The sequence below is a fragment of the Brenneria nigrifluens DSM 30175 = ATCC 13028 genome (assembly GCF_005484965.1).
Taxonomy (GTDB): Bacteria; Pseudomonadota; Gammaproteobacteria; order Enterobacterales; family Enterobacteriaceae; genus Brenneria; species Brenneria nigrifluens.
Map to the genome: position 1 here is coordinate 270,014 of NZ_CP034036.1, position 23,112 is coordinate 293,125.

Annotated in this window: 15 protein-coding genes; 9 read left to right on the plus strand and 6 right to left on the minus strand. The window is 58.1% G+C overall.

Features of this window, described 5'->3' with window-relative positions; all coding sequences use genetic code 11:
- Nucleotide 1 precedes the first annotated feature (1 nt).
- On the plus strand, nt 2–1,546 hold the full coding sequence (gene ilvA / locus EH206_RS01225; protein WP_009111013.1) for a threonine ammonia-lyase, biosynthetic: 1,545 nt from the start codon (nt 2–4) through the stop codon (nt 1,544–1,546).
- A gap of 96 nt (nt 1,547–1,642) precedes the next feature.
- Entirely contained in the window at nt 1,643–2,368 is a 726-nt protein-coding gene (locus EH206_RS01230) for a DUF2461 domain-containing protein (protein ID WP_009111014.1), read from the plus strand.
- 9 nt (nt 2,369–2,377) lie between these two features.
- Here the strand turns inward: EH206_RS01230 and EH206_RS01235 are convergent, their stop codons facing one another.
- Complete coding sequence (locus EH206_RS01235; RefSeq protein WP_009111015.1) at nt 2,378–2,836, minus strand: thermonuclease family protein; 459 nt, start codon at nt 2,834–2,836, stop codon at nt 2,378–2,380.
- A gap of 61 nt (nt 2,837–2,897) precedes the next feature.
- Nucleotides 2,898–3,788, minus strand: a complete 891-nt coding sequence (gene ilvY / locus EH206_RS01240) for an HTH-type transcriptional activator IlvY (RefSeq protein ID WP_009111016.1) — start codon at nt 3,786–3,788, stop codon at nt 2,898–2,900.
- Nucleotides 3,789–3,955: 167 nt separating this feature from the next.
- On the opposite strand from ilvY, the gene ilvC reads away from it, so the two are divergent.
- The gene (ilvC, locus tag EH206_RS01245) at nt 3,956–5,434 is read left to right on the plus strand and encodes a ketol-acid reductoisomerase (RefSeq protein ID WP_009111017.1); all 1,479 of its coding nucleotides are present in this window, start codon (nt 3,956–3,958) and stop codon (nt 5,432–5,434) included.
- Between the two features lie 231 nt (nt 5,435–5,665).
- On the opposite strand, the gene putP is transcribed toward ilvC, so the two are convergent.
- Nucleotides 5,666–7,159, minus strand: coding sequence for a sodium/proline symporter PutP (gene putP / locus EH206_RS01250; protein WP_009111018.1), 1,494 nt, complete (start codon nt 7,157–7,159; stop codon nt 5,666–5,668).
- 478 nt (nt 7,160–7,637) lie between these two features.
- Between putP and putA the strand changes: the two genes are divergently transcribed.
- Nucleotides 7,638–11,606: a trifunctional transcriptional regulator/proline dehydrogenase/L-glutamate gamma-semialdehyde dehydrogenase gene (gene putA / locus EH206_RS01255; RefSeq protein WP_009111019.1), complete on the plus strand. Its 3,969-nt coding sequence runs from the start codon at nt 7,638–7,640 to the stop codon at nt 11,604–11,606.
- 67 nt (nt 11,607–11,673) lie between these two features.
- A complete protein-coding gene (gene rep / locus EH206_RS01260) occupies nt 11,674–13,698 on the plus strand; it encodes a DNA helicase Rep (RefSeq protein WP_009111020.1) in 2,025 nt (674 codons plus the stop codon).
- A 34-nt stretch (nt 13,699–13,732) separates the two neighbouring features.
- Here rep and EH206_RS01265 read toward each other — a convergent pair whose 3' ends face one another.
- The 3 genes from EH206_RS01265 to rhlB form a co-directional block, all read right to left on the minus strand.
- Entirely contained in the window at nt 13,733–15,550 is a 1,818-nt protein-coding gene (locus EH206_RS01265; RefSeq protein WP_009111021.1) for a glycosyl hydrolase family 28 protein, read from the minus strand.
- Nucleotides 15,551–15,750: 200 nt separating this feature from the next.
- A complete protein-coding gene (gene ppx / locus EH206_RS01270) occupies nt 15,751–17,253 on the minus strand; it encodes an exopolyphosphatase (RefSeq protein ID WP_009111022.1) in 1,503 nt (500 codons plus the stop codon).
- 6 nt (nt 17,254–17,259) lie between these two features.
- Nucleotides 17,260–18,549 (minus strand): ATP-dependent RNA helicase RhlB, encoded by a 1,290-nt coding sequence (rhlB, locus tag EH206_RS01275; RefSeq protein WP_009111023.1) that lies wholly within the window; start codon nt 18,547–18,549, stop codon nt 17,260–17,262.
- A gap of 118 nt (nt 18,550–18,667) precedes the next feature.
- Between rhlB and trxA the strand changes: the two genes are divergently transcribed.
- The 4 genes from trxA (at nt 18,668) to wzzE (ending at nt 23,051) form a co-directional block, all read left to right on the plus strand.
- Nucleotides 18,668–18,994 carry a thioredoxin TrxA gene (gene trxA / locus EH206_RS01280; protein ID WP_009111024.1) on the plus strand — a complete coding sequence of 109 codons (327 nt, stop codon included), beginning with the start codon at nt 18,668–18,670 and terminating at the stop codon, nt 18,992–18,994.
- A 408-nt stretch (nt 18,995–19,402) separates the two neighbouring features.
- The gene (gene rho / locus EH206_RS01285; RefSeq protein WP_009111025.1) at nt 19,403–20,662 is read left to right on the plus strand and encodes a transcription termination factor Rho; all 1,260 of its coding nucleotides are present in this window, start codon (nt 19,403–19,405) and stop codon (nt 20,660–20,662) included.
- 238 nt (nt 20,663–20,900) lie between these two features.
- Entirely contained in the window at nt 20,901–21,983 is a 1,083-nt protein-coding gene (gene wecA / locus EH206_RS01290) for a UDP-N-acetylglucosamine--undecaprenyl-phosphate N-acetylglucosaminephosphotransferase (protein WP_009111026.1), read from the plus strand.
- Between the two features lie 21 nt (nt 21,984–22,004).
- Nucleotides 22,005–23,051 (plus strand): ECA polysaccharide chain length modulation protein, encoded by a 1,047-nt coding sequence (gene wzzE / locus EH206_RS01295; protein WP_009111027.1) that lies wholly within the window; start codon nt 22,005–22,007, stop codon nt 23,049–23,051.
- The last annotated feature ends 61 nt before the right edge of the window (nt 23,052–23,112 follow it).

Below are 23,112 nucleotides of genomic sequence, written 5' to 3' on the forward strand. Positions count from 1 at the left end.
CATGGCTGTGTCACAACCTCTTCCCTCCGCGCCCTGTGGCGCGGAGTACTTGAGAGCGATCCTGCGTTCGCCGGTTTATGAAGTCACCCAGGTCACGCCGTTGGAGAAGATGGATAAACTCTCTTCGCGGCTGGGCAACGTCATTCTGGTGAAGCGTGAGGACCGGCATGCGGTGCATAGCTTTAAGCTGCGCGGCGCCTACGCGATGATGGCCGGTCTGACGGACGAGCAAAAATCGCACGGCGTGGTGACGGCGTCAGCCGGCAACCACGCTCAGGGCGTGGCGCTCTCCGCCAGCAAGCTGGGCATCAATTCGCTGATCGTGATGCCGGTGGCGACGGCGGATATCAAAGTCGACGCGGTGCGCGGCTTCGGCGGCGAAGTGCTGCTGCACGGCGCCAACTTCGATGAGGCGAAAGCCAAGGCGATTGAGCTGGCGCAGCAGCAGAAAATGACCTTTCTGCCGCCGTTCGATCACCCGGCGGTGATCGCCGGGCAGGGCACGCTGGCGCTGGAGCTGCTGCAACAGGACGCGCATCTGGACCGGGTTTTTGTGCCGGTCGGCGGCGGCGGTCTGGCCGCCGGGGTGGCGGTGCTGATTAAGCAACTGATGCCGCAAATCAAGGTCATCGGCGTGGAAGCGGAGGATTCGGCCTGCCTGCGCGCGGCGCTGGACGCCGGCCATCCGGTGGATCTGGCGCGCGTGGGGCTGTTTGCCGAAGGCGTGGCGGTCAAGCGCATCGGCGACGAAACCTTCCGTTTGTGCCGCGAGTATCTGGACGATGCGATCACCGTAGACAGCGACGCGATCTGCGCCGCGGTAAAAGATCTGTTTGAGGATGTGCGCGCCGTTGCCGAGCCGTCCGGCGCGCTGGCGCTGGCGGGGATGAAAAAGTACATCCAGCAGCATCAGATCCAGGGCGAGCGGCTGGCGCACGTGTTATCCGGCGCCAACGTTAACTTTCACGGTCTGCGCTATGTTTCCGAGCGCTGTGAACTGGGCGAACAGCGGGAGGCCCTGCTGGCGGTCACCATTCCGGAGAAAAAAGGCAGCTTCCTGACCTTTTGCCAACTGCTGGGCGGCCGTGCCGTTACCGAATTCAACTATCGCTATGCGGATGACCAGGACGCCTGCATTTTTGTCGGCGTGCGTCTGACGCGCGGTCACGCGGAGCGCCAGGAGATCATTGCCGAGCTGTCGGCGGGCGGCTATAAGGTGGTGGATTTATCCGACGACGAAATGGCCAAGCTGCATGTGCGCTACATGGTGGGCGGACGGCCGTCAAAACCCCTGCGGGAGCGGCTGTATAGCTTTGAATTTCCCGAATCGCCGGGCGCGTTGCTGAAGTTCCTGCATACCCTGGGCACCCATTGGAATATTTCGCTGTTCCACTACCGCAGCCACGGTATGGATTTTGGCCGGGTGCTGGCGGCGTTTGAACTGGAAGAGCGCGACCCGTCGTTCGAGCGCCATCTGCAGGAGCTGGGCTATGAGTGTCATGACGAGACCAGTAATCCGTCGTTCCGCTTCTTTCTGGCTGGCTAGCGACTGAATTTGTCTTGCCCGCGCTCCCGATGGCGTTTCATGGTCGGGAGCGTTATCTTTACGTTATTCAACGAGTCATACGGATAATGTAAAACCATGGCAACGCATTTCAACGGCTTTTCCCAGCGGGGATTGACCTTTCTTCAGCAGGTACGCCAATACAACGATAAAGCGTGGTTTGATGAACATCGTGAAATTTACGATCGGCAATTAGTGGCTCCCTTTCGGGCATTGGTTGATGAGCTCAGCCTGACCATGTTGCAGATTGACGATCATTTTGAAACCCGCCCGGCCATCGGCAAAACGCTGTCCCGCATTCACCGCGATACCCGCTTTTCCCATGATAAATCACGCTATCGCAGCCAAATGTGGCTGACGTTCAAGCGCACCCGTAAGGACTGGACGGATGCGCCGGTCTATTTCTTTGAGATAGCGCCGGATTTATGGCGCTATGGCCTGGGGTATTACAGCGCGACGCGCAACACCATGGAGCTGTTCCGCCAAACGCTGCGCGGCAATCCGCAGCGCTTTCTTGCGGCGGCGAGCTGTTTACAGGATCGGTTTAAGCTGGAAGGGGAAAGTTACAAACGTCCGCTGATAAAAGAGCTGCCGCCGGAACTGACCGACTGGTATAACCGCAAATCCTTAGCCGCCATTTGTACCCGCCAGGATATGGAAGCGCTCTTCTCCGCCGAGCTGGCCGCGACCCTGGCGCAGGGTTTTACCCAACTCGAACCGCTCTATCGCTATTTGATGGAAATCGAAACCATGAAAAAAGCCGCGCAGGAAACGCAGGCGTCAGGCGAGCGTTATCTTGGCTGAAACGACCCGTCAGTGCGTCCGGCGGTACTCCCAGGGGGCCTGCGGATAGGGGGGACGCCACAGACCCAGCCGTTGGCGGCGGGCGGCGTTTTCACTGCTCATTAACTGGCGGTCGTTACGGTAGTCTCGGTACACCCACGCGTGGCCGTTGCGCAGCAGATCCAGATTGATATTGTTATTCCGGTAATAGACCGTGCCGAGGTAGCGGCCGTAGCGATCCTTTTCCTCATACTGAATCGTCACCCGTTTTCCGCCGACCCGCCTGTCCAGCGCGCGGCGGGACGCCTTGCCGTACGGTTGGCGATATTCCGGCGCATCAATGCCCAACATGCGGATACGGTAGTCAACGCCGTTGTGGCGCACCAGGAGGGTGTCGCCGTCAACGACTTTCACCACCTTGCCGCTGAGCGTCGCCGCCGGCGCGGGGGCGGAGAACAGCAATATCGCCGCCAGCAAATACGATTTCATCGATACCTTCCTTGTGGCCGAGCGGACAAGATAAATAGCCTACGCCGCGAGGGGGGAAATTTTATGATTTTCCCCGCAGCGTTTCCCAGAACGCGGCGATTAACGGCTCGCTTAGCCGCTTTTTCTGCACGCATACGCCCAGGTCCAGCGGCTCCATCGCATTTTCGGCAAAAACCGAGACGCGGTTGCGCACCGGCTCCGGGCTGTTTTCCAGCACCACGTCCGGGATCAGCGCGATGCCGCAGCCCAGCGCCACCATCGACACCATCGCCTCGTGGCCAGACACGGTGGCGTAAATCTGCGGATTGGCGATATGGCGGCGGCGAAACCACAGTTCGATACGCTTCCGTACCGGCCCGTGTTCCGGCAGAATAAACGGGATTTGCGCCCAGTCGGTGTCGGGCTGCTTCACCTGCGCCTGAACCGGGCAGGGCAGCGCCGGAATAATCAATGACAGCGGGATGCTGCCGATGGGCATAAAGTCCACGCTGGCGGGCAGCGTCTCCGGATGTCCGGCGATACCCAAATCGGCGTCGTTGGATTGTACCTTATCGACGGCGTCGGCGGCGTCGCCGGTGGTCAGTTTAATCTCCACCAGCGGATGCTGGGCGCGGAAGCGATCCAGGATCGGCGGCAAATGGCTGTAGGCGGCGGTGACGGAGCAAAAAATACGCAGTTCGCCGCTTAGCGACGGCCCGCGCTGACCGATAAGGTGCCGCAACTGCTGGTATTGCAGCAGCGTCTGCTGGGCGAACAGTTTCAGATGTTCTCCCGCATCGGTTAGCTGCACGGTGCGGTTATCGCGCTGAAACAGGGTTTGACCGAGGTCTTCCTCCAGCCGTTGAATCTGTCGCGACAGCGTGGAAGGGCTGATATGCATCGCTTTGGCCGTGCGGCCGAAATGGCGGCTTTCCGCCAAATGGAGAAACAATTTGAGATCACGTAAATCCATGCGCGGCGAGCCTCGATTTTATCTTGCAGATCTTGCAATATGACGTTGTTAATATATCAATTTAAGCAACGCATTTCCTGTCATATGATGAGTGCCATCATGGTTTCCCATCTGGCGGGAAACCTTTCCCGAATAACAGACAAACAAAACAGTATACGGAGCATGACATGGCTAACTATTTCAACACATTGAACCTGCGTCAGCAGCTGGCGCAATTGGGTCAGTGTCGTTTTATGGGTCGTGACGAATTCGCCGATGAAGCGGGTTACCTGAAAGGTAAAAAAGTGGTGATCGTCGGCTGTGGCGCCCAGGGGCTGAACCAAGGGCTGAATATGCGTGACTCCGGTCTGGATATCGCTTACGCCTTGCGCCAGGAAGCAATCGCCGAGAAGCGCGCCTCATGGCGTAAAGCCACCGAAAACGGCTTTACCGTCGGCACTTATGAAGAACTGATCCCGCAGGCCGATCTGGTGGTTAACCTGACGCCGGACAAACAGCACTCCGCGGTGGTTCAGGCGGTTCAGCCGCTGATGAAGCAGGGCGCGGCGCTGGGTTACTCCCACGGCTTCAATATCGTTGAAGTGGGCGAGCAGATTCGTAAAGATATCACCGTGGTGATGGTGGCGCCGAAGTGCCCCGGCACCGAAGTGCGTGAAGAGTACAAACGCGGTTTCGGTGTGCCGACGCTGATCGCCGTCCACCCGGAAAACGATCCGCAGGGCGAAGGCATGGCGATCGCCAAAGCCTGGGCCGCGGCGACCGGCGGTCATCGCGCCGGCGTGCTGCAATCCTCTTTCGTGGCCGAAGTGAAGTCCGACCTGATGGGCGAGCAGACCATCCTGTGCGGCATGTTGCAGGCGGGTTCTCTGCTGAGCTTCGACAAGCTGGTGGCTGACGGCGCGGATGCCGCCTATGCGGAAAAACTGGTGCAGTTCGGCTGGGAAACCATTACCGAAGCGCTGAAGCAGGGCGGCATTACGCTGATGATGGACCGCCTGTCCAACCCGGCGAAACTGCGCGCTTATGCGCTGTCCGAACAGCTGAAAGAGATTATGGCGCCGCTGTTCCAGAAACATATGGACGACATCATCTCCGGCGAATTCTCCAGCGGCATGATGGCGGACTGGGCCAACGATGACGTCAAACTGCTGACCTGGCGCGAGGAAACCGGCAAAACGGCGTTTGAAAACGCGCCGCAGTTTGACGGTAAAATCGCCGAGCAGGAATACTTCGACCACGGCGTGTTGCTGATCGCCATGGTGAAAGCCGGGGTTGAGCTGGCGTTCGAAACCATGGTCAGCGCGGGCATCATCGAAGAGTCCGCCTACTACGAATCGCTGCATGAGCTGCCGCTGATTGCCAACACCATCGCCCGTAAGCGTCTGTACGAAATGAACGTGGTGATTTCCGATACCGCCGAGTACGGCAACTACCTGTTCGCCAACGCCGCGGTTCCGCTGCTGCAAGAGAAGTTCATGTCTTCGCTGCAGCCGGGCGATCTGGGTAAAGCCGTTGCGGCCACCGAAGTGGATAACGCCCAGCTGCGCGATGTCAATGAAGCCATCCGCAACCACCCGATCGAAGCGGTCGGCCGTACGCTGCGCGGCTATATGACCGATATGAAACGTATCGCCGTCGCCGGTTAAGTTTACCCCTCGGCTCAATACGTCAAGGCACCGCGTTCGCGGTGCCTCAGGCCATTGACAAAGCTCGTTATTAGGGAGAGCGTGGCGAGGGGCCGTAGCAGCGTAAGCCGCCGGAGCGCCCCTCGGTACGGTAGGCCCGGGTATCGCCGACTTACAGGCGACTTTGTCAGCAATCTCAGGCACCGCGTTCGCGGTGCCTTTTTGTATACAAGAAACGGGCGCGGCGGCGGATCAGACTTCCTTGATGGATCTGAATTCCGTTTCCGCTTGCTGGAAGCGTTCGGTAATCGCCTTGGACGGCGCCCGTCCCAGCAGGCTGACCACAAAGATGGTCACGCAGTTGAACAGGAAGCCGGGGATGATTTCATACAGCCCCAGAAAGCCGTAGTGTTTCCAGATTAGCACGGTGGCCGCGCCGACGATCATGCCGAACAGCGCGCCGTTGCGGGTCATGCGCGGCCACAGCAGCGAGATCAGGATAACCGGGCCGAATGCGGCGCCAAAACCGGCCCAGGCGTAGCTGACCAGCCCCAGCACGCGGTTTTCCGGGTTGGCGGACAGGGCGATAGCGATAACCGCCACCAGCAGCACCATGGCGCGGCCTACCCACACCAGCTCTTTCTGGCTGGCGTTTTTACGCAGGAAGGGTTTGTACAAATCCTCGGTGATGGCGCTGGAGCACACCAGCAGCTGGCAACTGAGGGTACTCATCACCGCCGCCAGGATGGCCGACAGCAATACGCCGGCGATCCACGGATTGAATAACAGCATGGCCAACTCGATAAACACGCGTTCACTGTTCTGCGAAACGTTGCCCGCCTGTTCCGGGTGGTTGGAAAAATAGGCGATGCCGAAGAAGCCGACGGTCACCGCCCCGGCCAGACAGAGGATCATCCAGGTCATGCTGATGCGTCTGGCGCTGTGAATGATGTGGTGGGAATCGGCGGCCATAAAGCGCGCCAGAATGTGCGGCTGGCCGAAATAGCCCAGTCCCCAGCCCATCAGTGAAATAATCGCAATGAAATTCAATCCCTTGAACATATCCAGATTGGCGGGATTTTTCGCTTCGATCACCATCAGCGAGGTATCGATGCCCCCCAGCGCCAGGATCACCATCACCGGCGTCAGGATCAGGGCGAAAATCATCAGGCTGGCCTGTACGGTGTCCGTCCAGCTTACGGCGAGAAACCCGCCGATAAAGGTGTAGGCGATGGTGGCGGCTGCGCCCGCCCACAGCGCGGCGCCGTAGCTCATGTTGAAGGTGCTTTCAAACAGGCGGGCGCCGGCCACCACGCCGGAGGCGCAGTAAATGGTGAAAAAGATCAGAATAACCACCGCGGAGATCACCCGCAGCAGCTTGCTGTTGTCCTCGAAGCGGTGAGTGAAATAGTCCGGCAGGGTCAGCGCGTTGTGGTTGACTTCGGTGTGCACGCGCAAACGGCCGGCCACCCACTTCCAGTTGAGGTAAGCGCCGATGATCAGGCCGATGGCGATCCAGCTTTCGGAAATGCCGGAAATGAAAATCGCCCCCGGCAGCCCCATCAATAGCCAGCCGCTCATATCCGACGCGCCGGCGGAGAGGGCGGTGACCAGGCTGCCCATGCGGCGTCCGCCCAGAATGTAATCGCCGAAATTGTGCGTGGCGCGATAGGCGAACAGGCCGATAAGTACCATCCCGAAAATATACACCAGAAAAGTCACCAGCATTGGTGTGCTCATTGTCATTTCACTCTCCACGTTCGTTATTATTCGCGCACCGTTGTGGTTGCGATAAACCCTGGCTTTCCACTCTGGCCGGAACGGGGCGCAGAGCAGAAGGGATGTGTTATCGGTTGCAATAAGTGCCACTCGTCTTGGCGGCCGTTGGTTATCCTAGTTGAGCGAGTGCGTTACCAACAGGATTTTTAACATATGAATTACATATTTCTCCCTCCACATCACATTTCCCATAATCGGTCCGGCCGCAAATCACACCGGCGATCGCACGTTATAATCCCTTGATAATGATACGGGTAAGAGCTTGTTATACGGGTACTTCTTTTCTTCGCCGGCGGTGCGAGCCGTTTCCCAGCGCGGCGAAATGTTAACAATGGCGAAAATAATTATCTTGTGTACGTCCCTTATTTAACAAGGTTGCACAAAGTTGCAACATGGCCGATATTGACGTGGCCGATATTTACTTTTAATCACTGGAGTGGAGCGAATGGGTTCTACCACGATGGGCGTCAAACTCGACGAGGCAACGCGCGACCGCATCAAGGCTGCTGCGCAGCGCATCGATCGCACGCCGCACTGGCTGATCAAACAGGCCGTTTTCAACTACCTCGAACGCCTGGAAAGCGACGCCGATACTCCTGAGATACCGCAATCGGCCACGTCCGGCCACATTGAAGCGGAAGAGATTATGCCGCAATCTCAGGAAGAAGAAACCCATCAACCGTTTTTGGATTTTGCCGAACAGGTTTTGCCCCAGTCGGTGATTCGCGCCGCCATCACCGCCTCCTACCGCCGTCCGGAAACGGAACTGGTGCCGATGTTGCTTGAACAGGCGAAACTTCCCGACGAAATGGCGCAATCTACCCATAAAATGGCCTATCGCCTCGCCGAGCGGCTGCGCGGGCAAAAAGGGGCCGCCGGCCGTGCAGGCATGGTGCAGGGGCTGCTACAGGAATTTTCGCTCTCCTCTCAGGAGGGCGTGGCGCTGATGTGCCTGGCCGAAGCCTTACTGCGCATTCCGGACAAGCCGACCCGCGATGCGCTGATCCGCGACAAAATCAGCGGCGGAGACTGGCACGCCCATCTCGGCAACAGCCCGTCGCTGTTCGTCAACGCCGCCACCTGGGGGCTGCTGTTTACCGGCAAGCTGGTCGCCACCCATAACGAAGCCAACCTGTCGAGCTCGCTTAACCGCATCATCGGCAAACGCGGCGAACCGCTGATCCGCAAAGGGGTGGATATGGCGATGCGCCTGATGGGGGAGCAGTTCGTCACCGGCGAAACCATCGCCGAGGCGCTGGCGAACGCCGGCAAGCTGGAAGCGCAGGGATTCCGCTACTCCTACGATATGCTGGGCGAAGCCGCGCTGACGGAAAAAGACGCCGCGGCTTACCTGGTCTCCTACCAACAGGCGATCCACGCCATCGGCAAAGCCTCCAACGGGCGCGGAATCTATGAGGGGCCGGGCATTTCCATCAAGCTCTCCGCCCTGCATCCCCGCTATAGCCGGGCGCAGTACCAGCGCGTGCTGGATGAGCTATACCCGCGTCTGCTGTCGCTGACGTTGCTGGCCCGCCATTACGATATCGGTATCAATATCGACGCGGAAGAGGCCGATCGGCTGGAGATTTCCCTCGATCTGCTGGAAAAACTCTGTTTCGAACCGCAGCTCGCCGGCTGGAACGGCATCGGGTTTGTTATTCAGGCCTATCAGAAGCGCTGTCCGTTCGTTATCGACGCCCTGATCGACATGGCGCAGCGCAGCCGCCGGCGGCTGATGATCCGCCTGGTGAAAGGCGCCTACTGGGACAGCGAAATCAAATGGGCGCAGGTGGACGGTCTGGAAGGCTATCCGGTCTATACGCGCAAGGTCTATACCGATGTCTCCTATCTGGCCTGCGCGCGTAAGCTGCTGGCGGCGCCGAATCTGATTTATCCCCAGTTCGCCACCCACAACGCCCACACCCTGAGCGCCATTTATCACCTGGCCGGCAACAACTACTACCCCGGCCAGTATGAGTTCCAGTGCCTGCACGGCATGGGTGAACCGCTGTATGAGCAGGTGGTGGGGAAGGCGGCGGACGGCAAACTGAACCGTCCGTGCCGCATCTACGCCCCGGTAGGTACCCATGAGACGTTGCTGGCCTATCTGGTGCGCCGCCTGCTGGAAAACGGCGCCAATACCTCTTTCGTCAACCGTATCGCCGACGCCGGCCTGCCGCTGGAAACGCTGGTGGCCGATCCGGTCAGCGATGTTGAAGCGCTGGCCGAGGCGGAAGGGCGTATCGGCCTGCCCCATCCGCGCATCCCGCTGCCGCGCCGGCTGTATGGCGACGGGCGCCCCAATTCCAGCGGGCTGGATTTGTCGAATGAGCACCGCCTTGCGTCCCTGTCCAGCGCGCTGCTGACCAGCGCGGCGCAGCCGTGGGAAGCGGGGCCGCTGATGGCCGACGAGTCTGAGCCGGGCGAGGCGCAGCCGATCGTCAACCCGGCGGACTCCGGCGATATTGTCGGCTATGTGCGCGAGGCCGGCGAAGCGGATGTCGAACGGGCGCTGGACGCCGCGCTAAACGGCGGCGCCATCTGGTTTGCCACGCCGCCGGCGGAGCGGGCGGCGGTGCTGAATAACGCGGCCTCGTTGATGGAGAGCCAATTGCAGCATCTGCTGGGGCTGCTGGTGCGCGAAGCGGGTAAAACCTTCGACAATGCGATAGCGGAAGTGCGTGAAGCTGTTGATTTTCTACGTTATTACGCCAATCAGACGCGCGATTCGTTCGCCAATGAGACTCATCGGCCGCTGGGGCCGGTGGTCTGTATCAGCCCGTGGAACTTTCCGCTGGCGATTTTTACCGGTCAGGTGGCGGCGGCGCTGGCCGCCGGCAATAGCGTGTTGGCCAAACCGGCGGAACAAACGCCGCTGATCGCCGCCCAGGCGGTGCGTATCCTGCTGGAGGCGGGGGTGCCCGCCGGGGTGCTGCAACTGCTGCCGGGACGGGGCGAAACCGTCGGCGCGGCGCTGGTCGACGACAGCCGGATCCGCGGCGTGATGTTTACCGGCTCGACGGCGGTCGCCGGTTTGTTGCAGCGCAGCATCGCCGGGCGTCTCGATGCGCAGGGGCATCCCATCCCGTTTATTGCCGAAACCGGCGGGCTGAACGCGATGATTGTCGACTCGTCCGCGCTGACGGAACAGGTGGTGACCGACGTTATCGCCTCGGCTTTCGACAGCGCCGGCCAGCGTTGTTCGGCGCTGCGGATATTGTGTATCCAGGAGGACGCGGCGGAGCATACCTTGCAGATGCTGCGCGGCGCGATGGCCGAATACCGCATGGGGAATCCCGAACGCCTCTCCACCGATATCGGGCCGCTGATCGACGCGGATGCCCGGCAGGCCGTCGAACGGCATATTCAGGCCATGCGGGCCAAAGGGCGCACGGTATTCCAGGCGGCGCGGCCGGAGGAGCGCCGGGAGTGGCAGCGCGGCACCTTCGTCAAGCCGACGCTGATTGAGCTGGAGAGTTTTGACGAATTGGAGCAGGAGGTATTCGGGCCGGTGTTGCATGTGGTGCGCTATCAGAGTCAGAACCTGAACGCGCTTATCGGGCAGATTAACGCGGCCGGCTACGGCCTGACGCTGGGCCTGCATACGCGCATTGATGAAACCATCGCCCGCGTGACCGGGGAAGCCCGCGTGGGGAATCAGTACGTCAACCGCAATATGGTGGGCGCGGTGGTGGGCGTTCAGCCGTTTGGCGGGGAGGGATTATCGGGCACCGGGCCGAAAGCGGGCGGGCCGCTGTATCTGTACCGCCTGCTGTCGCATCGCCCGGACGAGGCGGTGGCGCGGTGGCTGGCCGGACAGGATGGCGGCCAAACGGCGGATACCGCCGCGCGGGCGGCGTTGCAGGACGCGTTGCGGGCGTTTGAACAGTGGGCGCGGGACGAACAGCGCGACGATCTGGCCGCCCTTTGCCGGCGCTACGGCGAGAGCGGACTGGGCGGCACGACCTATCTGCTGCCGGGGCCGACTGGGGAGCGCAACAGCTATACGCTGGTGCCGCGCGAATGGGTGTTATGTCTGGCGGATGACGATCAGGATGCGCTGACGCAGCTCGCCGCCGTGCTGGCCGTCGGCGGCCGCGTCCTGTGGGTGGAGTCGACGGCGGGAAGAGGGTTGCACCGGCGTTTACCGCAGGCCGTGCAGTCGCGCATTCGCTTCAGTGACGACTGGCGGCAGGCGGAGCCGGCGTTTGACGCGGTGATCTATCACGGCGACGCCGATCGGCTGCGCCAGTTGAGCCAGCAATTGGCCGAGCGCGAGGGGCCGATCGTTTCCGTACAGGGATTTGCCCGCGGCGAGAGCGGAATTCTGCTGGAGCGGTTGCTGCATGAGCGGGCGCTGAGCATCAATACCGCCGCCGCCGGCGGCAATGCCAGCCTGATGACCATTGGCTAGGTCCGGGAGCTCTCGCGCCGGCTTTCTGCTACAATCGCCGTTCGTTTGATGAGTGAGCAATATCGTTATGCGTTTAAACCCCAGCCAACAACATGCTGTCGAATTCGTTACCGGCCCTTGTCTGGTGCTGGCGGGGGCCGGTTCGGGCAAGACGCGCGTCATCACCAATAAAATCGCCCATTTGATCCGCCAGTGCGGCTATCAGCCTCGGCACATCGCCGCGGTGACCTTCACCAACAAAGCGGCGCGCGAGATGAAAGAGCGGGTGGCGCAAACGCTGGGACGCAAGGAAACCCGCGGGCTGACCATCGCCACCTTCCATACGCTGGGTCTGGAGATCATCAAGCGGGAGTATGCGGCGCTGGGGATGAAAGCCAACTTTTCCCTGTTTGACGATCAGGATCAGATGGCCTTGCTGAAAGATCTGACCGAGCAGTGGCTGGAAAATGATAAAACGCTGTTGCAGCAGTTGACGTCAACGATCTCGAACTGGAAAAACGATCTTATCGATCCCGCCGGCGCGGCGTCAACGGCGCGTTCCGAGCGCGACCGGCTGTTTGTCCATTGCTACGCGCTGTACCACGACCATCTGCGCGCCTGCAACGTGCTGGATTTCGACGATCTTATCCTGCTGCCCACGCTGTTGCTTAAACGGAATGACGAGGTGCGTGAACGCTGGCAGAACCGCCTGCGCTATCTGCTGGTGGACGAATACCAGGACACCAACACCAGCCAGTATGAGCTGGTCAAATTGCTGGTAGGCAGCCGCGCCCGCTTTACCGTGGTGGGGGACGACGATCAGTCGATTTACTCCTGGCGCGGGGCGCGGCCGCAGAATCTGGTGCTGTTGCAGCAGGATTTCCCCAGGCTGGAAGTGATCAAGCTGGAGCAGAACTATCGCTCCTCGGGGCGGATCCTCAAGGCGGCCAATATCCTGATAGCCAATAACCCGCACGTGTTTGAAAAGCGCCTGTTCTCCGAGCTGGGCTATGGCGACGAATTAAAAATCATCACCGCCAATAACGAAGACCACGAAGCCGAACGGGTGGTCGGCGAGCTGATTGCGCACCATTTTATCAAGAAAACCGAGTATCGCGACTACGCCATTCTGTATCGCGGCAATCATCAGTCCCGGCTATTTGAAAAAATGCTGATGCAGAACCGCATCCCTTATCGCATTTCCGGCGGCACCTCATTTTTTTCCCGTCCTGAAATCAAGGATCTGCTGGCCTATCTGCGCGTCTTGACCAATCCGGACGACGACAGCGCTTTCTTGCGCATCGTCAATACGCCCAGACGCGAGATTGGCCCGGCGACGTTGAAGAAGCTGGGGGAGTGGGCCAACCAGCGCAATAAAAGCCTGTTCAGCGCCAGTTTTGATTTGGGATTAAGCCAGTCCCTGACCGGGCGCGGGCTGGAGTCTCTGCAACGCTTTACCCAGTGGATGGCGGAGGTCGCCCGGCGGGCGGAGTCTGAACCGATAGCGGCGGTTCGCGACCTGATCCACGGGCTGGACTACGAAAGCTGGCTGTACGAAACCTCGCCCAGCCCCAAGGCGGCGGAAATGCGCATGAAAAACGTCAATCAGCTGTTTAGCTGGATGACGGAAATGCTGCAAGGGTCGGATCTGGATGAGCCGATGACGCTGACCCAGGTGGTGGCGCGCTTTACCCTGCGGGATATGATGGAGCGGGGGGAAAATGAGGAAGAGCTGGATCAGGTGCAGTTAATGACGCTGCACGCGTCAAAAGGTCTGGAGTTTCCCTACGTTTTTCTGGTGGGCATGGAGGAAGGGCTGTTGCCGCACCAGAGCAGCATTGATGAAGATAATGTCGATGAGGAGCGCCGTCTGGCGTACGTCGGCATTACCCGCGCGCAGCGGGAGCTGATCTTTACCCTGTGCAAAGAGCGGCGCCAGTACGGGGAACTGGTGCGTCCGGGACCCAGCCGGTTCCTGCTTGAGTTGCCGCAGGACGACCTGATCTGGGAGACGGAGCGCAAGGTGGTCAGCCCACAGGAGCGGATGCAGAAGGGGCAAAGTCATCTGGCGAATATCCGTGAGCAGTTGGCGAAAGCGAAAGCAAGCAAGTGACGGTCAGGGCGGGGGGAGCCCGCCCTGTTCCGGTTTACGGATTGATAGCTTTACCGTCGACGCTCACATTTTCCGTGGCGCTGAAATTCCACGGCGCGTCGCCATCGCGCAGCCGGCTGAATACCACGCCATCGAACCGGCTGTTGCGTAAGTCGCCGATCGCCGTCGGCGGAACATTCTCCAGCTTGACGTTAGCGAAGTGGATGTCGCTGTGCCAGGCGTTTTTCGCGCTGTTCCCTTTGATTTCAATGGACGGAGAGTTACCCGTCGTGCCTTGTACCGTGACATTTTTTATCAGGAAATCATGGAACCGGGCGGGCGTCGTTGACGGCGGATAATCAATTTTCGCATTGACATCGGAGTAGCTCAGCGTGATCACCACCGCCTGTTTGGCGATATCCTTCATGGCGTTGTTGCGGAACAGAATATTGCGCGCGCCGCCGCCGATATCGGTGGTGCTTTTCGCCCGTAAACCGACGTCGGTCAGATACATGACGTTGTTTTCCGCGATGATATTTTCAATCCCGGCGCCGGTGTGGCTGCCGGTCACGATGGCGCCGTGCCCCATGCGGAAATAGTTATTGAACAGCCAGGCGCCGTTCATGGCTTCCTGCCGGCGGGCTTTTTCTCCCGTCCCGGCGGCGAAGTTGATGCAGTCATCGCCGGTGTCGAAAAAGTTATTGAATACCATTACGTTTTTGCTATTGCCGAATTCGATGCCGTCGCCGTTGTTGGCGTCATAGGTTTGATGGATCAAACCGTTTGCCACCACGTTATGGTTTTCCAGATTCATGATCCCGTGAAACGCCGGGTTGCGCACCGTAAAGTCGGCCAGATAGACATTTTCCACGCCGCGCAGGGTGATCAGGCTGGAGCGCCGTTGTCCGTAGGCGGTTTTGAGGTCCATTCCGCCGGCGACGGCCTGCTCGACCTGATGTTTAGCCAGGACGCCGTCTTCGTGTACCTTACTGTTTTTACTGGCGACGTACTGCGGCAACGTCCCGCCTAATTCGTCCTTTATTTCACCTTTTGCGGTTCGCCGCCAGCCGTTGCCGTCGATCATCCCTTTGCCGACGATGCGAATATTGCGAAACGTGCCGGGGTGCGAACTTTCGGCATCGATGGCATTAATCAACGACGCCGGGCGTTCGGTGGTGGAGTAAGGATAGAGCCGATAACCGGCCGGATAGTCGGCGGGATTATCCGAGCCCAGCAGAACGGCGCCGTCTTGCAGATTCAGCGTCATATCGCTTTTTAACCACAGCGCGCCGGTCTTGTAAATCCCGCGGGGAACATCGACCCGGCAACCGGGTTTACAGGCATCGATGGCCTGCTGGATCGCTGCGGTATTCAGCGTGTTACCGTCCGCTTTGGCGCCAAATTCATTAATATTCACCACCTGGGGGAAGACGGCGGTTTTCGCGCTCACGATATTGCTGGCGGCGGAAAGCGAGCCGTCCTCATAGACCGCTTTGACGGTGAAGCGGTATTCGGTGCCGGGTTGCAGCCCTTCAGCCTTAAAATTGTGTATCGCAATCTTATGATGAAAAGCGCGTTCGTCGCCGGCGTAAAATGCATTGATATAGGGCTTGGCCGGAGAGTGTCTATCGTTGTTCCGGCTGGCGAGTCCCAGGGATTTTCCATCCTGGTAAAGGTGATAATCAACAATATCGCCCTTTTCTTCCGGGGCTTCCCATACCAGAACGATGCTGCGATCGTCATAGGCCAGGGTGGGAACCTGCAAATTTTGCGGCGCCGGCGGCGAGGCTGCCGCAACAAGGGTAATCGGCGCGGCGGTCAGGCTTAATATCGCGGCAAACATACCGCACCGGTAACGGATAGAAGATCGCATGTTTATCCTTCCTCAGAGTGTATCGGGTTAAGGTTATTAGCCTTACAGAGGGAATGGCTATTTTATTTTTATAAAAGAAACGATGTTTTATAAAAATAAACCCAATGTTTCTTTTTGTACCTGAAGGGGATCACAGAACAACGGGCGAGAGTGCAAACGGAGAGGTTAATACGGGCGGACGAAGTCACAACCCGTTGAGATTAAATGGGGTTCTCTTCCAGAATCAACGGCCAGTGAACATAGCTTTGCCAGCGGCTTTCCTGTTCCAGCGCTTCCGCCCGCAGCGGATGCCGCGCCATCCAGCCGGCGGGCAGTGTAACGTGCAAGCCGTCGCTGGAGATATCCACCCGCAAGCGTATCGCGGGGAGGGTATCGTCGCGGCGGCGGCTGGCGAAAATAATCGCCAGACGCAGCAAACGGCACAGGCGTTGCGCCTGGATTGCCGGCAACGCGTTTTGCTGGCTCAGCGGCATCAGATCGACGGGGTTGCTCTGGTTTTGCAGCAGGGTGGCCAACAGTTTCTTTTGCGCGGGAGTAAAACCGGGAAGATCGCTATGGCGGATCAGATAGGCCGCATGCTGCGGCGACTGGCGAAAATCGATACTCAGACCAATTTCGTGTACCAGACAGGCATTATGCAGAAGCTCGCGACATCGGTCGTCCAACTGCCAGTCCCGGGCGACCTGCCTCAGGAAAGTATCGGCCACCGCGCTTACCCGTTCGGCCTGTTCGACGTCCAGCAGATAGCGGCGTTGCAGATGGTGCAGCGTGCGATGACGAATGTCCCGCTCAATCGGCAAATGCAGCATGCCGTAGACCAGACCCTCGCGCAGCGCGCCGCCGGCCAGCGTCATGCAGTTAATTTCGAGCTCATGAAAAACCGCCAGCAGAATGGCCAGCCCGCTGGGGAAAACCAGCGCCCGTTCCAGCGTCAGCCCTTCAATTTCCAGCTCCTCCAGCTTACCGCATTGGATCGCATGCTGTTTCAACTGCTGAAGCTTCGCCAGGGTAATATATTCATCCATCCCCTGGGCGACCATAATTTCCTGTAACGCCTGTACGGTGCCCGACGCCCCGACGCAGATCTGCCAACCCTGTTCACGCAGGGACGCCGCAACCGGCCGCAACATGTCGCGGGCGGCCTGTTCGGCGCGCTCGAAATTGCCGCTTTCCAGATGGCGATCGCCGAAGTAGCGCTCCAGCCAGGTTACGCACCCCATGGGCAGGCTGATTAACCGCGTGGCCTGCGCGCCGGTGCCGGCGGCCAGTTCGGTGCTGCCGCCGCCGATATCGACCACCAGACGTTTTTCCGGGCCGCCGGTGGTATGGGCTACGCCCTGATAGATAAGCCGGGCTTCTTCTTCGCCGCTGATAACCTGCACCGGCAGGCCCAGTATGCGACTGGCCTGTTGCAGGAATTCGTCGGCATTGGTGGCCAGCCGCAGGGTGGCGGTGGCGACGACGCGCACCTGCTCGCGCGGGATATCCTGCAGACGCTCTGCAAAGAGCTGCAGGCAGTGCCAACCTCGCTGCATCGCTTCCGGCGATAGCCGGTGCTGCTTATCCAGCCCGGCCGCCAGGCGGACTTTGCGCTTTACTTTCGCCAGCGTCTGAATACTGCCCGCGGCTTCCCTGACGACCAGCATATGAAAGCTGTTGGAGCCGAGATCGACGGCGGCATAAAGTGAAGAAGAGCTGGGCATTGGCGATCAACCCGGCCGTTTACGAGTATTGCGCGGCGGGCCGCTGCGGCGCGGCGAGTTGTGCCTGCGCGGGCCGCCATTGGAACGCGGAGGCCGCGTTAAACGCTTCGGCGCCGGCAAATCGTTAAGCAGCGCGTCGCTGTTGTATTTACTGACCGGAATGCCGTGGCCGATATAAGTTTCAATGGCCGGCAGGTTCAGCGCATATTCCTCGCAGGCCAGGCTGATGGAGAAGCCGCTTTCGCCTGCGCGGCCGGTGCGGCCGATACGGTGAACATAGTCTTCGCAATCATCCGGCAGATCGTAGTTGAAGACATGGGTCACCAACGGAATGTGCAGGCCGCGCGCCGCGACGTCGGTGGCGACCAGAATGTCCAGATTGCCATTGGTGAAATCATCCAGAATGCGCAGGCGTTTTTTCTGCGCCACGTCGCCGGTCAACAGACCGACGCGGTGGCCGTCGGCGGCCAAATGGCCCCAGATATCTTCGCAGCGGTGTTTGGTATTGGCGAAAATGATGCAGCGATCCGGCCACTCTTCCTCAAGAAGCGTTTGCAGCAGGCGCATTTTTTCTTCATTGGACGGATAAAACAGCTCTTCGGTGATGCGGTGGCCGGTTTTTTGGTCCGGTTCGACTTCCACGTATTCCGCATTGTTCATCTGTTCGAAGGCCAGTTCGCGCACGCGGTAGGAGAGCGTGGCGGAGAAAAGCATGTTCAGGCGCTGGGTAACGGGCGGCATGCGGCGGAACAGCCAGCGAATATCCTTGATAAAGCCGAGGTCGTACATGCGGTCGGCTTCATCGAGAATAACGACCTGGATGGCGCCCAGATTAATATGGTTCTGTTTGGCGTAGTCGATCAGGCGACCTGTGGTGCCAACCAGAATATCGACGCCGCTTTCCAGCACCTTGAGTTGTTTATCGTAACCGTCGCCGCCGTAGGCGAGACCGAGTTTTAATCCGGTCTGACGGGAAAGCGCTTCCGCGTCGGCGTGAATCTGTACGGCTAATTCACGGGTCGGCGCCATAATCAACGCCCGCGGTTGATTGGTCTGACGCTCCGCGTTGGCGGGGTGTGAAAGCAGATAATGGAAAGTAGACGCCAAAAAAGCCAGCGTCTTGCCGGTACCGGTTTGCGCCTGACCCGCGACATCACGTCCTGACAAAGCCAGGGGTAATGTTAACGCCTGAATCGGCGTACAGTTATGAAACCCTTTACTTTCAAGAGCTTCTATAACCTGCGGGTGCAGGGCGAAGTCGGAAAACTTCTGTTCGGTTAAGTGTGTTTTGCTCATAGTGTGGTAGAATATCAGCTAACTATTGCTTTACGAAAGCGTATCCAGTGAAATAAAGTCAACCTTATTGTTGGTTAATCTACACCAACAAGGTTGAGATAATCCTGTGGAGTAAAACATGAGCGATAAAATTATTCACCTGACTGACGGCAGTTTCGATACGGAAGTATTGCAGGCTGAGGGCGTAACCCTGGTTGATTTCTGGGCTGAGTGGTGCGGTCCCTGTAAAATGATCGCTCCTATTCTGAATGAGATCGCCGAGGAGTTCGACGGTAAATTGACCGTCGCCAAACTCAACATTGACGAGAACCCGGCCACCGCGCCGAAATACGGCATCCGCGGTATTCCCACGCTGCTGCTGTTCAAGAACGGCGAAGTCGCGGCAACCAAAGTGGGCGCCTTGTCCAAAGGGCAACTGAAAGAGTTCCTGACCGCTAATTTGTAAATCCCCATGGGGGCAATCGGCCAATGAGCAATTCTCATATTGACCGCTTGCCGCCCGTCGTGAAGCGTGCTAGATTCGTCAACACTGCATATCGTACTTACCTATGTTTAAGCCCTTAAGCTTAAGCCTGAAAGTTTGAGTCTAAAGCATTACTCTGTGTCAAAATCGGAAAGTCATTGATTTACAAAAAATGTTCGTCATCCGATTTGGGCAATCTAATAGTTTTAAAATAATTGGTTTTATGTGTCTTCGATCTCTTGCCGTCGTTTTGTGCAGATTCTGCGCCTCTTAAGTGTGAAACAAAACAGGTACTCAGCGATTGAAGGCCGTTATAGAGGCACGGATGATCCTGCCATACCATTCACGTTACTAGTTCGAGATTTACCCCGAGTTTAAGAACCCACCACTATGAATCTTACCGAATTAAAGAATACGCCAGTTTCCGAGTTAATTACTCTTGGCGAAAATATGGGGCTGGAAAACCTGGCCCGCATGCGCAAACAGGACATTATCTTCGCCATTCTGAAACAGCATGCTAAAAGCGGCGAAGATATTTTCGGCGACGGCGTGCTGGAAATATTGCAGGATGGATTTGGTTTCCTCCGTTCAGGAGACAGCTCCTACCTCGCCGGTCCTGATGATATCTACGTTTCCCCCAGCCAGATTCGCCGTTTCAACCTTCGTACCGGTGATACCATTTCCGGCAAGATCCGCCCGCCGAAAGAAGGCGAACGCTACTTTGCGCTGCTGAAAGTCAATGAAGTCAACTACGATAAGCCTGAAAACGCCCGCAACAAGATCCTGTTTGAAAACCTTACCCCTCTGCATGCGAACTCCCGCCTGCGTATGGAGCGCGGTAACGGCTCAACCGAAGACTTGACCGCCCGCGTACTGGATCTGGCATCCCCCATCGGCCGCGGCCAGCGCGGACTGATCGTGGCGCCGCCGAAAGCCGGTAAAACCATGCTGTTGCAGAACATTGCGCAAAGCATCGCCTATAATCATCCCGACTGCGTGCTGATGGTGCTGCTGATTGATGAACGTCCGGAAGAAGTGACCGAAATGCAGCGTCTGGTGAAAGGCGAAGTGATTGCCTCTACCTTTGACGAGCCGGCCTCCCGCCACGTTCAGGTCGCCGAAATGGTGATCGAAAAAGCGAAGCGTCTGGTCGAGCATAAAAAAGACGTCATCATTCTGCTGGACTCCATCACCCGTCTGGCGCGCGCCTACAACACCGTGGTGCCGGCGTCGGGCAAGGTGCTGACCGGTGGTGTGGACGCCAACGCCCTGCATCGTCCCAAACGTTTCTTCGGCGCGGCGCGTAACGTTGAAGAAGGCGGTAGTTTGACTATCATTGCCACAGCGCTGGTGGATACCGGTTCCAAGATGGATGAAGTGATTTACGAAGAGTTCAAGGGCACCGGTAACATGGAACTGCATCTGGCGCGTAAGATCGCTGAAAAACGCGTTTTCCCGGCCATCGACTACAATCGTTCCGGTACGCGTAAAGAAGAGTTGCTTACCACGTCTGAAGAACTGCAGAAGATGTGGATTTTGCGTAAAATTATCCACCCCATGGGTGAGATTGACGCGATGGAGTTCCTGATTAACAAGTTGGCGATGACCAAAACCAACGATGAATTCTTCGATATGATGAAGCGTTCATAAATCACGGATGAACTCGGGGAACGCCACGCTGGGTCGTGGCGTTTTTTATATTTGTGCGTCCAACATGGTTATGCAGCGCGTTAATCTTATAAATATAGCGTTCTTGTATGCCGTCCAATAGACTGGTAGTGCTGTGAGCTGGCATATACCGCGAGGACGACGGGACTCAAGGCGTAAACCGAGCGTATATCAGCAGCCACGGCGCAGCCAGAAGCTGTGAACGGTGAATTTACTCACGATGAGTATCGAATTATTAATCATTTTTCTGTTTTCTCTGTGCTTCCTGTTTATTGCTCGCCAGGTAGCGAGAAAAATAGGATTTGTCGATCGCCCCAATTACCGTAAACGGCATCAGGGACTGGTTCCGCTTGTCGGCGGAATCTCGGTGTACGCCGGGATTTGCTTTACCTACCTGATCACCGATCAATACATCCCCAATTTCCGTCTCTACCTGCTTTGCGCCGGCGTGCTGGTGTTGGTCGGCGCGCTGGACGATCGCTTTGATGTCAGCGTGAAAATCCGTGCGGTCGTCCAGGCGTGCGTGGCGGTTATCATGATGGCGTTCGCCGGCCTCTCTTTGCATAATCTCGGTCATATTTTCGGTCCGTGGCAAATGGAGCTGGGGCCGTTTGGTTATCTGGTGACGCTGTTCGCCGTCTGGGCCGCCATCAACGCTTTCAATATGGTGGATGGCATCGACGGCCTGCTGGGCGGATTGTCCTGCGTTTCATTTGGCGCGCTGGGCATACTGCTGTATCACAGCGGCCATGCCAATCTGGCGCTGTGGTGTTTCGCCATGATTGCCGCCACCCTGCCTTACATCCTGCTTAATCTGGGCGTTTTCGGTAAACGCTATAAGGTTTTCATGGGGGATGCCGGGAGTACCATGATTGGCTTTACGGCTATCTGGATCCTGATCCAGACCACCCAGGGACAACAGCATCCGGTCAATCCGGTCACCGCGTTGTGGATTATCGCCATTCCGCTGATTGATATGATTGCCATCATGTATCGCCGCCTGCGTAAAGGGATGAGCCCGTTTTCGCCCGATCGCCAGCATATCCACCACATAATGATGCGGGCGGGGTTTACTTCCCGGCAGGCTTTTGTGCTGATCACGCTGGCGGCGGGGCTGCTGGCCGCCATCGGCGTGTTGGGGGAGTATCTCCCTTTTGTTCCTGAATGGGTTATGTTGGCATTGTTCTTGCTTGCATTCTTGCTGTATGGCTACTGCCTGAAACGCGCGTGGCGCGTCGCCCGCTTAGTGAAGCGCATCAAACGTCGCATACGGCACGCCGACGAGCAGAAGCCGTCGTCTTGACCAAATAATTTTGGGGAAGTAATGAAATCAGAGAATCGCTCCACCGGCAATGCGTTAGTTGATAATGAGCTGGATATCCGCGGTTTATTCCGCACGCTGTGGCGTGGGAAGCTCGGCATCCTGTCTATTGCCCTGTTGTTTAGCGTTAGCGCGCTACTCTATTCCTACCTGGTAACGCCGCAATGGAGTGCGACGGCGATTACCGATAAGCCGACGGTCAACATGCTGGGCGGATACTACTCGCAGCAGCAGTTTCTGCGTAACCTGGATGCCAAATCTTTCGCTACGCCGCAGCCTGAGCAGCCCTCCATCTCTTCGGCGGCTTACGATGAATTCATCATGCAATTAGCGGCTTACGATACCCGCCGCGATTTCTGGCTGCAGACCGACTATTATAAACAGCGTCAGGAGGGGGATGCCAAAGCCGATGCCGCCCTGCTGGATGAGCTGGTGAACAATATTCAGTTTACGCCGCGCGACGACGCCAAGAAGACCAATGACGGCGTGAAGCTGGTGGCGGAAACCTCAGCTGACGCCAATACATTGCTGCGTCACTATGTTACGTTTGCCAGCCGGCATGCGGCCGGTCATCTGAACGAGGAGATTAACGGCGCATGGGCCGCCAGAACCATCTTTATGAAATCGCAGATTAAACGCCAGGAAGCGGTGGCCAAGGCCATTTACGAACGCGATGTTCGCAGCGTCGAACGGGCGCTGAAAATCGCCCAGCAGCAGGGCATCAGCCGCAGCCAGACCGATACGCCGGCGGATGAACTGCCGGCGTCGGAGATGTTTTTACTGGGCAGGCCGATGCTGCAGGCGCGTCTGGAGTCGTTGCAGGCCAGCGGACCGCACTACGATCTCGACTACGATCAGAACCGCGCCATGCTGGCCACCCTGAATGTCGGGCCGACGCTTGACAGCAATTTCCAGACTTACCGTTATTTGCGTACGCCGGAAGAGCCGGTAAAACGCGACAGTCCGCGCCGGGCTTTCCTGATGGTGATGTGGGGGGCTATTGGGGCGTTGGTGGGCGCGGGAGTCGCTCTGGTTCGTCGTCCACGCTAATCAGCCTGCTGATTAGCGTCCGATTCGCAGCGTAAGTCTGCGTCTAACCTGATTAAAGAGA

What these genes read in the sequence shown, in the direction of transcription:
- ilvA (WP_009111013.1), top strand. Translation starts at nt 2, where the DNA reads ATGGCTGTGTCACAACCTCTTCCCTCCGCGCCCTGTGGCGCGGAGTAC.
- EH206_RS01230 (WP_009111014.1), top strand. Translation starts at nt 1,643, where the DNA reads ATGGCAACGCATTTCAACGGCTTTTCCCAGCGGGGATTGACCTTTCTT.
- EH206_RS01235 (WP_009111015.1), bottom strand. Translation starts at nt 2,836, where the DNA reads ATGAAATCGTATTTGCTGGCGGCGATATTGCTGTTCTCCGCCCCCGCG.
- ilvY (WP_009111016.1), bottom strand. Translation starts at nt 3,788, where the DNA reads ATGGATTTACGTGATCTCAAATTGTTTCTCCATTTGGCGGAAAGCCGC.
- ilvC (WP_009111017.1), top strand. Translation starts at nt 3,956, where the DNA reads ATGGCTAACTATTTCAACACATTGAACCTGCGTCAGCAGCTGGCGCAA.
- putP (WP_009111018.1), bottom strand. Translation starts at nt 7,159, where the DNA reads ATGACAATGAGCACACCAATGCTGGTGACTTTTCTGGTGTATATTTTC.
- putA (WP_009111019.1), top strand. Translation starts at nt 7,638, where the DNA reads ATGGGTTCTACCACGATGGGCGTCAAACTCGACGAGGCAACGCGCGAC.
- rep (WP_009111020.1), top strand. Translation starts at nt 11,674, where the DNA reads ATGCGTTTAAACCCCAGCCAACAACATGCTGTCGAATTCGTTACCGGC.
- EH206_RS01265 (WP_009111021.1), bottom strand. Translation starts at nt 15,550, where the DNA reads ATGCGATCTTCTATCCGTTACCGGTGCGGTATGTTTGCCGCGATATTA.
- ppx (WP_009111022.1), bottom strand. Translation starts at nt 17,253, where the DNA reads ATGCCCAGCTCTTCTTCACTTTATGCCGCCGTCGATCTCGGCTCCAAC.
- rhlB (WP_009111023.1), bottom strand. Translation starts at nt 18,549, where the DNA reads ATGAGCAAAACACACTTAACCGAACAGAAGTTTTCCGACTTCGCCCTG.
- trxA (WP_009111024.1), top strand. Translation starts at nt 18,668, where the DNA reads ATGAGCGATAAAATTATTCACCTGACTGACGGCAGTTTCGATACGGAA.
- rho (WP_009111025.1), top strand. Translation starts at nt 19,403, where the DNA reads ATGAATCTTACCGAATTAAAGAATACGCCAGTTTCCGAGTTAATTACT.
- wecA (WP_009111026.1), top strand. Translation starts at nt 20,901, where the DNA reads ATGAGTATCGAATTATTAATCATTTTTCTGTTTTCTCTGTGCTTCCTG.
- wzzE (WP_009111027.1), top strand. Translation starts at nt 22,005, where the DNA reads ATGAAATCAGAGAATCGCTCCACCGGCAATGCGTTAGTTGATAATGAG.